17 protein-coding genes, 1 tRNA gene and 1 pseudogene are annotated in these 10,637 nt (G+C 38.8%); 3 read left to right on the top strand and 16 right to left on the bottom strand.

Annotated elements, in window-relative coordinates:
- Positions 1–207: 207 nt before the first annotated feature.
- Positions 208–1,488 (bottom strand): D-alanyl-D-alanine carboxypeptidase family protein, encoded by a 1,281-nt coding sequence (locus V7183_RS12075; protein WP_335359671.1) that lies wholly within the window; start codon positions 1,486–1,488, stop codon positions 208–210.
- A 292-nt stretch (positions 1,489–1,780) separates the two neighbouring features.
- Positions 1,781–2,008 (bottom strand): hypothetical protein, encoded by a 228-nt coding sequence (locus V7183_RS12080; RefSeq protein WP_097896033.1) that lies wholly within the window; start codon positions 2,006–2,008, stop codon positions 1,781–1,783.
- Positions 2,009–2,202: 194 nt separating this feature from the next.
- Here V7183_RS12080 and V7183_RS12085 point away from each other — a divergent pair.
- The 3 genes from V7183_RS12085 (at position 2,203) to V7183_RS12095 (ending at position 4,403) form a co-directional block, all read left to right on the top strand.
- Positions 2,203–2,275: transfer RNA gene (locus V7183_RS12085), tRNA-Val, on the top strand.
- Between the two features lie 157 nt (positions 2,276–2,432).
- Positions 2,433–3,488: a tyrosine-type recombinase/integrase gene (locus V7183_RS12090; protein WP_335359672.1), complete on the top strand. Its 1,056-nt coding sequence runs from the start codon at positions 2,433–2,435 to the stop codon at positions 3,486–3,488.
- A gap of 177 nt (positions 3,489–3,665) precedes the next feature.
- Positions 3,666–4,403: a hypothetical protein gene (locus V7183_RS12095; RefSeq protein ID WP_335359673.1), complete on the top strand. Its 738-nt coding sequence runs from the start codon at positions 3,666–3,668 to the stop codon at positions 4,401–4,403.
- A gap of 128 nt (positions 4,404–4,531) precedes the next feature.
- Here the strand turns inward: V7183_RS12095 and V7183_RS12100 are convergent, their stop codons facing one another.
- The 14 genes and pseudogenes from V7183_RS12100 to V7183_RS12160 all read right to left on the bottom strand — a co-directional run.
- Complete coding sequence (locus V7183_RS12100; protein ID WP_335359674.1) at positions 4,532–4,957, bottom strand: phBC6A51 family helix-turn-helix protein; 426 nt, start codon at positions 4,955–4,957, stop codon at positions 4,532–4,534.
- 12 nt (positions 4,958–4,969) lie between these two features.
- Positions 4,970–5,548, bottom strand: a complete 579-nt coding sequence (locus V7183_RS12105) for a hypothetical protein (protein ID WP_335359675.1) — start codon at positions 5,546–5,548, stop codon at positions 4,970–4,972.
- Between the two features lie 65 nt (positions 5,549–5,613).
- On the bottom strand, positions 5,614–6,615 hold the full coding sequence (locus V7183_RS12110) for a major capsid protein (RefSeq protein ID WP_335359676.1): 1,002 nt from the start codon (positions 6,613–6,615) through the stop codon (positions 5,614–5,616).
- A 1-nt stretch (position 6,616) separates the two neighbouring features.
- Positions 6,617–6,988 (bottom strand): hypothetical protein, encoded by a 372-nt coding sequence (locus tag V7183_RS12115; RefSeq protein WP_335359677.1) that lies wholly within the window; start codon positions 6,986–6,988, stop codon positions 6,617–6,619.
- A 3-nt stretch (positions 6,989–6,991) separates the two neighbouring features.
- Positions 6,992–7,753, bottom strand: coding sequence for a hypothetical protein (locus V7183_RS12120; protein WP_335359678.1), 762 nt, complete (start codon positions 7,751–7,753; stop codon positions 6,992–6,994).
- 17 nt (positions 7,754–7,770) lie between these two features.
- Entirely contained in the window at positions 7,771–7,896 is a 126-nt protein-coding gene (locus V7183_RS12125) for a hypothetical protein (protein ID WP_335359679.1), read from the bottom strand.
- 18 nt (positions 7,897–7,914) lie between these two features.
- Positions 7,915–8,019, bottom strand: a pseudogene (locus V7183_RS25965) (HNH endonuclease); the annotation flags it as partial.
- A 12-nt stretch (positions 8,020–8,031) separates the two neighbouring features.
- Positions 8,032–8,310: a hypothetical protein gene (locus tag V7183_RS12130; protein ID WP_335359680.1), complete on the bottom strand. Its 279-nt coding sequence runs from the start codon at positions 8,308–8,310 to the stop codon at positions 8,032–8,034.
- Positions 8,311–8,348: 38 nt separating this feature from the next.
- Complete coding sequence (locus V7183_RS12135; RefSeq protein ID WP_335359681.1) at positions 8,349–8,480, bottom strand: hypothetical protein; 132 nt, start codon at positions 8,478–8,480, stop codon at positions 8,349–8,351.
- Positions 8,473–8,619, bottom strand: a complete 147-nt coding sequence (locus V7183_RS12140; protein WP_335359682.1) for a hypothetical protein — start codon at positions 8,617–8,619, stop codon at positions 8,473–8,475. The genes V7183_RS12135 and V7183_RS12140 overlap by 8 nt, the downstream gene beginning before the upstream one ends.
- A 12-nt stretch (positions 8,620–8,631) precedes the next feature.
- The gene (locus V7183_RS12145; protein ID WP_335359683.1) at positions 8,632–8,847 is read right to left on the bottom strand and encodes a helix-turn-helix transcriptional regulator; all 216 of its coding nucleotides are present in this window, start codon (positions 8,845–8,847) and stop codon (positions 8,632–8,634) included.
- Positions 8,848–9,045: 198 nt separating this feature from the next.
- A complete protein-coding gene (locus V7183_RS12150; RefSeq protein WP_335359684.1) occupies positions 9,046–9,492 on the bottom strand; it encodes a hypothetical protein in 447 nt (148 codons plus the stop codon).
- Between the two features lie 35 nt (positions 9,493–9,527).
- Positions 9,528–9,686: a hypothetical protein gene (locus V7183_RS12155; RefSeq protein WP_335359685.1), complete on the bottom strand. Its 159-nt coding sequence runs from the start codon at positions 9,684–9,686 to the stop codon at positions 9,528–9,530.
- Between the two features lie 160 nt (positions 9,687–9,846).
- On the bottom strand, positions 9,847–10,637 hold a 791-nt coding region (locus tag V7183_RS12160; RefSeq protein ID WP_335359686.1), incomplete at its 5' end, for a hypothetical protein.

Here is a 10,637-nt window from a genome sequence, read left to right on the forward strand (position 1 = left end):
GTAAAAACAGAAAGAGCAAACGAGTGTAGGTTACTTTGTATTCTGCATAGCAGGGATTTAGATGTCGAAAAATTAAAATGGATTTATATATTTATGATATATATGCATGTAAAATAGAATACTTCACCACGTTCTTAAAAAAGAACTTAAAACAATACTATAATGAACGGTTGAAAAACGCAATAAAAAATAGGCAACCATCGTTGCCTATTTTTCTTCTGAAACCGCATTCTTTTTAGCTTTTCTTATCATATATATACCAAACAATATAAGAACAATGATTCCGGCTCCAATTCCCGCTATCATTTTAAAGGAGTATGTTGATCCAGCTACCTTTATAGTCTCTTTCGGCATTGCGAACGTAACATCTTCTTTTGAAAGAACATTAATACTTGCAATTGTTTGATTATTCTTTGTAACATCAACTGTTCCGACTACTTCACCGCGATGAATCCCCTTGTGATACAATACTTCTTTATCAGCAGGAGCTGACCGAAAAACTGTTTTCACATTCTTTCCTTCATCCTTCTTTAACATAAGCTCTGCACTTCGTTCCAGTTCGCAATCTATATCTTTGTCTAAATATGTCGTTCTTTCATGCCAATTATTCTTATCTAATACCGTTTGTTTCGTAAATTGTGAAAAAGAATAATCAGTCATCTGCCGCATATCTTCATAAATTTCCGGCTTTTGTGAGGCCATTACTACATTTATAATTCGATTGCCGTCTTTCTCATTTAATAATACAAGCGTATTCCGTGCTTCATTTGTAAAACCTGTTTTCCCACCAATACAATATGGATTTTCAAAATAAGTCGCTTTATTAAAAATAGAAACTGTTTGTCTAGATGTTGTAACCGTTGTTCGCTTTGTATTCATTGCTTGCAAAATTTCAGGGTATTGTTGAACCCCTCTCGTAATCATTGCCATATCATATGCCGTTGTATAATGATTCGGATCATGTAAACCATTTGGAGTTACAAAGTGACTATCTGTTGCTCCTAACTGCTTTGCTTTCTCATTCATCATCTTTGCAAAGTTTTCTATATTTCCTCCAATGTGCTCACCAATCGCATATGCGACATCATTCGCACTTAGTACCATTAAAATCATTAGTGCTGTATCACGATTCACCGTCTCCCCAACTTGAAATTCAAGCTGATAATTACTCTTTTCCTGGTCTAACGCCAATTGCGAAAACGAAAATTGCTCGTCAGGCTTCGCATGTTCCATTAACAAAATCGCCGTCAAAACTTTTGTCATACTAGCTGGAAATGCATGCTGATGTGCATTTTTGTCGTACAATACATCCCCTGTTTTTGCATCAATCGAAACCGCGAACTGTCCAAACACATTTGGCCCTGTTCCAGGTGCTGGTGTTGGCGTCGGCGCCGTTTCAGTACCAGTTTCAGCATACAACGTCATAGGTGTTAAAAAAAACAAACAAACCGCCAGCATAAAAACCATAATTTTCTTACAATTTACCATATGACTCTCCCTTTTCACTTTTCTTTTACAACATATATATGAATTCGAACACCCTAACATTTGATTGGGACTTAAATGGAAAAACAATCACCATTTTTCACTATATCACACTTTTACAATAAAGTGAAACCTCCATCAATGGTATTTTCTTCCCCCACTGATGGAAAGCCCTCACGAATTAGACTTTTACGAGCAGTTACTTCTTTTCTTTCGCTGAAATTTGAGGCGGAGTCTTACTGCCCGCAAATAGCGGGATAAAAAACATAATTATACACATAAAAATAAGAAGGACTCACTCTTTCTTATCCTTCTCATCACGCAATAAATCTATTAAATGATTCCCAGCTTCCTCTTCTGTAATCTCATCTGTCATCCCCATAAATGACCACCCTTTAGAATCTATCCATTCAATTAACTCCTCCAAAAACTCGTCATGTGACACATCCACATCAAGAATCGCACCACGAATTGAAATCGTTCTATTTCTAGGGACACGCATTTTGAAAGATTTTCTTACCATTATATATGTACTCCTTTTACTCACGAATATTTGATAAAACTATTTTCTAGTTCTGTTATACCTTATTTCCATAGAATTGTAAAAAGGATCTGCTATTAAATAACAAAAACTAAAAGTTCTGAAATTTTATACTTTTCTATTGATTTTATCCTTCTACTCCTTTAAAATTAAACATACATTCTTTTCCATATCATGATCCCGTAGCTCAGCAGGGAGAGCGCCACCTTGACAGGGTGGAGGTCGCTGGTTCGAGGCCAGTCGGGATCATACAATACGGTAAAATGGCGTTCTATCAATGGGTAGAGCGCTATTTTTATGCGATGATTTAATCGGTGATTTAGCCGACATGGTTGCGGTACACCGCCAAACTGTATGTCGGTATGGAAGCCTCCTATTTCGTTACTAACGGAAAGGGGGTTTTTGTTTGTCTTCTAATCGTTTGAAAGGAAAACGTTTGAAACAAACGCGTACTACTCGTCATACTTTAAACGATTTGCACGTTCTATTTACAACGTTCACTCACGTAAAAGAAGCCGAAGGACGAGCACCTGGTACTTTACGGCAATACCGCGAAAACTTTCATTATTTTATCGAGTATTTAACCGAGAAACATATAGCGCATGATTTATCTGCTCTTAATACGGAAATAATACGAAACTATGTCCTTTATATGCGGAATGAAAAAGTTAAATTTGAGGGGCATCGTTTTAAGAAAGAGGAACACATGACGGTTGGTTTATCGGAATCTACTGTTAATACTAGACTGAAAACTTTACGAGCATTTAGTCGGTATTTATATGAAGAACAGATACTAGACGAAAATCCCTTGCTAAAGGTTAAAAACCTTAACGAGCCGTTAGAAGAAATTGAAACGTTATCTTTAGATGAAATAAAACGACTACTAAACGCGCCTGACAAGAGAAAATTTAGCGATTTTAGGGACTTCGTTTTAATGAACGTTTTACTAGATGGGATGTTACGTATTAGTGAGGCTTTAACGTTAACTATTAACGATGTAGATTTTGATAACAACGTTATACACGTAAGAGGACGGAATGCAAAAAGTAGAAAGTATCGTATAGTGCCGATACAAAAACAAACGAGCAAACTTATTATCGAACTTGCAACAGAAAATAAAGTCGATTTTGGTAACGAGTATATATTCTTGACCAATTACGGAGAGCCAATCGATAAGGATCACTTTAATAAACGCTTGAAATCATTCGCTAAGAGAGCGGGAATAAAGAAAAACGTACACCCGCACTTATTTAGGCATACCAGTGCTACCGCTGCATTAGAATCGGGCATGGACTTACGCCATTTACAACTTATATTAGGTCACAGTGATTTACGAATGGTTATGCGTTACACTCATTTATCTAAACAATCGCTAGTAGATCAGCAGAATCAACATTCGATAATTAAACAGGTGATTGCACCTTTAAATAGAGATCGAAAAACTAATAGAAATCATTTTTAAGAAAAAAAAAGAGCGCCCGCATAGACGCTCATTCCGGGTAGACCGCGCCAACGGTCAGTGACCCAACTCATAATGTTATCCTTATTGTATCGAAAAAAATACGATATGACAAGGTGTATTTAGTATTGCCTTTTTTAGGCGAGTGTAAAGCGGGTGTTCTCCAAGGAGGACGAATTCATGCAAGCAGGTAATATCGCTAACTTTGCACATTTATCGCAATTCCGCGATTTGAAGGACTTTAATAATAACGTTGAACAATGGATGATCGATATAAAAGAAGAGTTCACGAAATCGGAACTAATCGCTTTAAAACGTCTTATTCGCTTCTCTGCGAAAGTGCCTGGCGTTTGCAATGCGAAAATACAAACGATTGTCGCTGCCACTCATAACGGCACTATGGGCATCTCTCGTTCTACATTCGAAAGAATGTTACGCAAAGCTAAAACGTTAGGACTTATCGAAGTACATAATACGTCTAAGCGTGGATACCAAGCACATAACGTATATGTTTTCACGTCATATCCGATAAAAGAAGTAGTGCAATCCGAGAATATTGAAGTACCTATTAAAGCTAATAATCCTTCTGAATCTATCAATCTATTAATTAATAAACGTATAGGCGATAGCTTAAACCATACATACGTAAGTAATAGAGTACCGAAGCGCTTCACCGAGTTAGTGAAATGCTTCTTTGATGACGCTACCATTATCGAAGAATACTACCGCATGTATCATATATCCACGTACTGGCTAACGGCATATGATAGCGATGATCTATTGGATATCGGTATACAGGCGTTTAAGCAAATGATACGTGCGTTAAAACGTAATAAGGTACGTAAGAATCCGTATGCCTATTATTACGGCGTGTTGCAACGTAAGTTGGACGAGTTGTATTACGAGTTAGTATCGTAAAATTAGCGATTAATCGACCTATCCCCCGTAAAACTATTTCTAATCGGCTTGTAGTGCGATTCTCGGCGTAAAAACAAAAAAAGGGCGATGCACCATCCGTTAAGAAGATACACCGCCCGTTTACTCGTCTAAATATTTTCGCCTAACTCTGCTAACTTGCGCTCAATGTCAGACTGAGACATTTTCGGCTTCTCATCGTTATGAGTCGTAACTTCTGTCTTATTAACTAATTTCCCTTGCAGTTGATAAAAAAGGTGCAACGCTTTGACAGAAGGCGTCGAATTGTTGGTGAAGTCGCCTCGAATTAATGCAAGTAGTTGACCGTTAGCGAGATCGATTTGACCACGCAATAATTGGTCTGCCAACGCCTCCTTATATCGGTTAAAGTTAACGTCCTGTGACCAAGTCCACAATGTGGTGCGGCTAATTCCTAACTCTTCCGCAATCTCTTCGAGTGTTTTCCGTCCCCTTCCTGCGAATGAGTTCTCCACTAATTTAACTGCAGCTTGAGCCTGTTCTTCTGTAATGTTTTGTCGTAAATTTCGTAGTTCCATCGTATCTCCTCCTTAAAATAGGTGTTTAATGCTTTCATAATGTTCTAAGTAACGTTGTACTTCCGATTGTAAAAATGAATCATCGCTCTGTAGCTTTTCCAAACGCTCCTCATCGATGTCCGGTAAGGGTTTTTCGTTAAATTGATTTAAATTCATATCACTTATTTCCATTGTCAGAAATACGTTATAAAACCCTCGGCTAGCTTTCTCGTAACTAACTTCGTCTCTATCGATGAGTTTCAAAGTTTTTAATAGTATTCGAAGACCATCGCCTCTCCACTTGTACCCTAAATCAATCGATTCATTTAACAGTAAAATATAATCACTGTATTTCCGATATACCGCATCATATTGCGTTGGTTGTAGTGTCTTCGTCCGTACTAACAAAGCACCGTACCCTTTAGCGTAATCAAAAAGGTGCTCTACTTTGTCAGCTAGTACTTTTGAGACTTCCCTGTCTACGAAACGATCGGGCCGCTCCGGTGGCAAACCCCTCGCAATGCGTTCCTTTTTATCTGCTTCGATTTCTGCCCGCATTTCTTCAATCTTTTTATCTAAATTGTCGTAATCAATTATCGGTGCTTCCTTCACGTTATCCACTCCCTATATTTGAAGTAGAGAAGCCACTAAGAAGCGACCCCTCGTAAATAATTTGGTTACATCACGTCGACATGCATTAATTTGTTTACGCCTTCTAATACAGGAAACCCCGTAGCGACTGCTTTTAAAACACTTTGGATAGGCTCTTGTTTATCGTACGCTCTTAGTACAATGCCTGGTTTACCTTCACCTTCTACGGTTGGTCCAAATAAGAAGTTTCCGATTCCCTTTGATACCAATACTAGGCGGTTCTCCGGAAATACCGTAATTTCGTCCTCTTTTCCTGTATACGAATTGTGTACGGTAATCTTCGTATTTTCGATTACGGTTAAAGGCGGTAATTGTAAATCGGCAAATACCTCGTTTAACTTTTTAAGCGAGATGCGGCTAACTCCTTTTTTCTCGCTTTGACCCACTACGCTTGGATGCTTACATAATAAATCAGCTATCTTTCTTGAAACTAAGATTTCCTCCGGGTATGTAAACGTTAAATCGTTATAACGTTCTACCCACTCCGCGATATCATTAAGTACGTCTCTATTTGGATCAGTCGCCCAATCACTCGCTTTTTCTAACGTAATTTTGTTCTCTTCTGGAATTTGGAAGTCAACTTCAGCAGACACACCACCTACTCTAGTCGTATATTTACCCATTGATAATGCCTGCATTTTCATGACGTAAACTAAGTTTAAAATCGCTTCCGTTAGGCGCTTACCGTCGGAAGTGATTCCTTCGACTAACCCTTTATGTCCTTGAGTATTTGCTAATGCGAGTAGTTCCGATTCGGTAATGATATGCTTGATACCTAGTTTCGGAAGTTCCGCACGAATCTGTGCGATTGCATCACGGTCTACTACTGGCGGTTCAGCACCATAACCGATCATAGATGCAATTAGCGGTACTTTCTTCACTAAATCGAAAACTACTTCCGTAGAATACGTATTATCGTTAGGAAGGTAGCGGTCTGCTACCGTTTCTTTTTGCGTTCTAACCGTATAGTCAACTACCTTTTGTAATGAATCGTTGTGAAATGCTTGTAGATACATAATCCCTGTCATATTATCTAACTCCTTCTTCTTTAATTTCTCTTAAACTTCGTACCGTGTTACTACCTTTGATTCTTTCATACATCTTGCGACCAATATCTGTTGGGTCTACTGGCGATGGTCTGTGTCGAAACCCGTTTCCGAGTCCTGGGTCTGCACCCTGTTGTCGTTCTTCGATACGTAAACGGATCATTAACTCTTTTAGTGAGACTTCGATTTCCTCTGTAGTTTCACCGTTTAAATGTGACATGGCGTTTTCCGTGTCTTGTCCTGTGAAGCCTTTATTACGAAGCACCTCACGTTTTCTCATTTCTACTAATTCTTCGTGAGAGGCTTTATATTGTTCAGCTTGCGCCTTTAGTTGCTCAATCTCTAACTCTTCCATTTATTAAATGCCTCCTTTTTCGAACACCGCTAGTTGTTGGTACGGTAAATCGATTTGGTCTTTCATATTGCTTAACTCCGTTAATTGCTGCAATCGGCGCTCATTCTCTCGAATAGTAGGAACGTCACTTGCTTTTTCGTATAGATCATTTAATTTCTTTTCGATATCGGCTTTGTAATAAGAGTAGTGATTATGAGATTTTGCTTTATCTGCGATACCGCTAAATGCTTGTAAGATTGCTAGTTTTCCGGCTTCATCGGCTTGTTCTGCTTTAAAAAGCAAGGACTGCAAAGTAGTAATAGGGTTTCCAAACTGTAATTGTGTTGTTGCGATGTCTAAGTATGCGGTGTCTTGCGACGCTTGTAACGTATACATCTTTTCAGCGACTTCGCGTTGTAGTACCTGCATTTCAATATCGTACTTGTCTACTAGCTTCGATACTTGTCCATCCAATTCTTTACGTAATTCTTGTAATTCATGTACGCGAAGTGAAGGCGCATCGTCATATTTCGGATGTGCCGCTAACTCATCACGTTTTCTTTCATAAATGCGAACGGCTGCATCTACCATCTGCTCAATTACGTCAAGTGAAGGAAAGTCGCATTTACTTGCTGCCGCTGCACGTCCGTCTTGTGATTCCGTTAACTTCTGAAATACATCTTTATCCACGGTATAAATACGTCCTTCTTCGTATCGATTACCGCTTACCGAATAATCACGCTCCATATATACTTTGTGTGTTTGTTTTGGGATATTTATAGTCATTCCGTTTCCTCCTCGTCTTATATACCTTGTAACTCGTCTGTAACTTGTGCCGTAGAAATACCTCTTCTTAGCGCCATCCGATCAATGACCGCCAACATGTTTTCGTTCGGTATTTTCTTATTAAAGGCGTGCCAGGTTAACACGTCATTGTCGTTCTTAGAAATGTTGCAAGATGGACAAGCGACAGTGATATTACTGAATGTATTTGCGCCACCCTTAGATAGAGGTACTATATGCTCCAGGTGATAAATTTCGGTTTTCTTTCCGCAATATTGACACTAACCATCTGCCATCGCAAAGGCAAATAAAACGTCGCGTAATGTTAAATCGTTGCACACGTCTATATCTAGCCTTTTTACAGCTTTACGTGACGACTGTAGCGCTTGGCTCGCCTTTCCGCGCAGCGTGTCGTTATATGCTTTCATGCGTCCACGCGCTTCTTCTCGCTCACATTCGATACAGTGTGATCGTTTTGCTCCGTAAAATTCTTCTACTTGTTTGATAGCTTCGCATTTTGTACATAGCTTAGTTTCATCTTTCTTTTGTTTATTACTCACATAATTAACTCCCTTCCAAATCGTTTTAAGTTTTTAAATTAGTCCACTTTAACTTCTTTTTCTTGTAAGATTTCTAATAGCCTAACAGTCCATTGTCTACCCTCATGTACTTTCTTGCGTTTCCTTACTTCACTTTTTGATCTTAATGAATCGTTTTTCTTTTTAGCCATTCGCGATTTCCTCCTCTTCTTCGTTTGGGTTTGATTCTTGGGGATTGTCCATTTCAAAGACACCTTCTGAGAGAATACGCCCAGTAGTTGTATAAAGCGTGTGATTTCCTTCATGAACGTGTATTAATACTTCCTCCAAAATTCCACCTCCCTATATTGAGAGTTGTCTATATTGTTTAAGCTTTTCTAGCATTTCTGCATCTATATTAAAAGCACGGAACGCCCGCATTCTAACGCCATCGCTCAACGGGACTAGTCCGATTTCAATATTGGCGACAGTGCTTCGATGTAGATTTAATTTGTCGGCGAACTGTTGTTGCGTCAAACCAAAGTAAGCACGTAAGTCACGGAATGTCTTGTTATCCATCACGACTCCCTCCTTATTCATCTTGTAATATCGTTATCAATCTAAAATTGTCGCTTAATAGTTAAATAGAAGAGACGCCTACTGGCGCGGTAGTAAACGTCTCAAAAACTGATCCAATGCGTGAGGTAATGGAAACCTCTACACTTATGTATGGAATTTAACCACCCAAAATATCAGTATTAATTGAAAAAAATTAATTTATTTTCGAACTAATTCACTTTCATGAACACCGTACCCATAGGTTCCCTTCTCATCAATATCGAATAAGATTGGGACTTCCTTTTCTTTCTGTTGTTGTAGTTTATTGTGTTCACGCTCTACTCCGCTAACTGGATATTCCTTATGTTTCTCGCCGTTTTCACCGTACTGTTTCGGCTGCATAATAAACTCCGCTAATACCTCTAATACGCTAAAATTCCTATGGAAACTCTTGCGATATATGACCGGATGTCGCATATATACCTTCCCGTATCGTTCAGGTGTATCGCCTTCTTTCACTAGTAATTCATCAGATAAAAACGACTCTACAAGGCGTATGCGCTCCTCCGCTGATTCTACTTTTTGATTCGTATAGTAAAATGATGTAACTTTTTTTGCGATTTCAGTGTCACTCAGCGTCATTTCAGTGGTCTTAGTAGCTTCCATTCAATCTCTCCTTAGTCGTTTTAGCCGTTATTTTCCTAGTTTCCTAGCTTCGATAATTCATGCTCTAATTCTGCTGATCGTTCAAATACAAATACGAGCGTACCTGGTATTTTCTTAGATTTCTCTATATCAATTATTCGAAATCCCTTCCCCAACAAACTCCTTGCAACCCGTAAAGACAGAATACATTTCATTAAATTACCCCTCTCTCAATCTCTAAATGTTTTTTTATTTTTTTCACTTTTACCCGCACGATTTCACTACTTCTTACGACCCTTAATAACGTAAGAGAAATAAGAACGGGAATAATACCTAACACCATCGCCCACTCCGTAACACACCGTAAATATATAGTTAATAACGTATAAGATAGTTAAGATGGCGCGCGATTCGCTGAATAGCACGGCTGGCCGCTTTTTTACTCGTATAACCGCAATCCTCCGCTATTTCAGATAACGAGGCGTCAGGGCTTCGGTATAAATAATCTAGTAATCGGCGTTCTTCCTCGGATATGCCCGGCGCTTCTAACATTTCATTTACTAATACGTGCTTTTCAAACGTATCCTCTTCGTAACCAGTAATTAAATATTTACGGCGGGCAGGCGTTTTATTTTCCGTCTTTTTATCCTCTTCGTCCTCCTTTTCTTTTCCTCTAAATGTACTAACGCTATAATTTCCGTTTGCTATCGCTTGCAGTTCTACATAATCAAGGACGCCTTCTTTTTTCGGATGAGTTAACCGATCGACCGTCCTCTTTTTCGCTAGAAAATGCCGTTTAAAGTCTGTGAGTCGCAAGTCACAACGGTAATCTAATAACGCTACGTAGTTTATTATTTCTTCGAAGCGGTTCGGACTTTCTGCGACGAACTTCCATAGTTCTTCGGTTAATAGACTGTAGATGTCGTCGACAGCATATTTTGCCTTGATATCGTAATTTTCAGATATAAATTTCTTCGCTTTCTGCCGTAATCTTGCTCCTATCTGACTCGATTGGTGTAATAGCGAATACAATGCCTCATCAATCGTTTGCTTTCCCTCTGTATAATTGGCGATTGCTTCTTTTAGTTGTTGTTCCATTTTCTGTCGTTTTGTTTCCGTTTGGATTTCTTCTCTTATTTGTTTAGCCGCGTTTCTATCCAATTTAG

The organism is Bacillus sp. JJ1127 (assembly GCF_036965845.1).
Taxonomy (GTDB): Bacteria; Bacillota; Bacilli; order Bacillales; family Bacillaceae_G; genus Bacillus_A.

Excerpts from the sequence above, each read along its gene's own strand:
- V7183_RS12100 (WP_335359674.1), bottom strand. The coding sequence starts at position 4,957 with ATGGAACTACGAAATTTACGACAAAACATTACAGAAGAACAGGCTCAA.
- V7183_RS12145 (WP_335359683.1), bottom strand. The coding sequence starts at position 8,847 with ATGGATAACAAGACATTCCGTGACTTACGTGCTTACTTTGGTTTGACG.
- V7183_RS12135 (WP_335359681.1), bottom strand. The coding sequence starts at position 8,480 with ATGGCTAAAAAGAAAAACGATTCATTAAGATCAAAAAGTGAAGTAAGG.
- V7183_RS12115 (WP_335359677.1), bottom strand. The coding sequence starts at position 6,988 with ATGGAAGAGTTAGAGATTGAGCAACTAAAGGCGCAAGCTGAACAATAT.
- V7183_RS12075 (WP_335359671.1), bottom strand. The coding sequence starts at position 1,488 with ATGGTAAATTGTAAGAAAATTATGGTTTTTATGCTGGCGGTTTGTTTG.
- V7183_RS12150 (WP_335359684.1), bottom strand. The coding sequence starts at position 9,492 with ATGGAAGCTACTAAGACCACTGAAATGACGCTGAGTGACACTGAAATC.
- V7183_RS12110 (WP_335359676.1), bottom strand. The coding sequence starts at position 6,615 with ATGACAGGGATTATGTATCTACAAGCATTTCACAACGATTCATTACAA.
- V7183_RS12155 (WP_335359685.1), bottom strand. The coding sequence starts at position 9,686 with ATGAAATGTATTCTGTCTTTACGGGTTGCAAGGAGTTTGTTGGGGAAG.
- V7183_RS12095 (WP_335359673.1), top strand. The coding sequence starts at position 3,666 with ATGCAAGCAGGTAATATCGCTAACTTTGCACATTTATCGCAATTCCGC.
- V7183_RS12080 (WP_097896033.1), bottom strand. The coding sequence starts at position 2,008 with ATGGTAAGAAAATCTTTCAAAATGCGTGTCCCTAGAAATAGAACGATT.
- V7183_RS12120 (WP_335359678.1), bottom strand. The coding sequence starts at position 7,753 with ATGACTATAAATATCCCAAAACAAACACACAAAGTATATATGGAGCGT.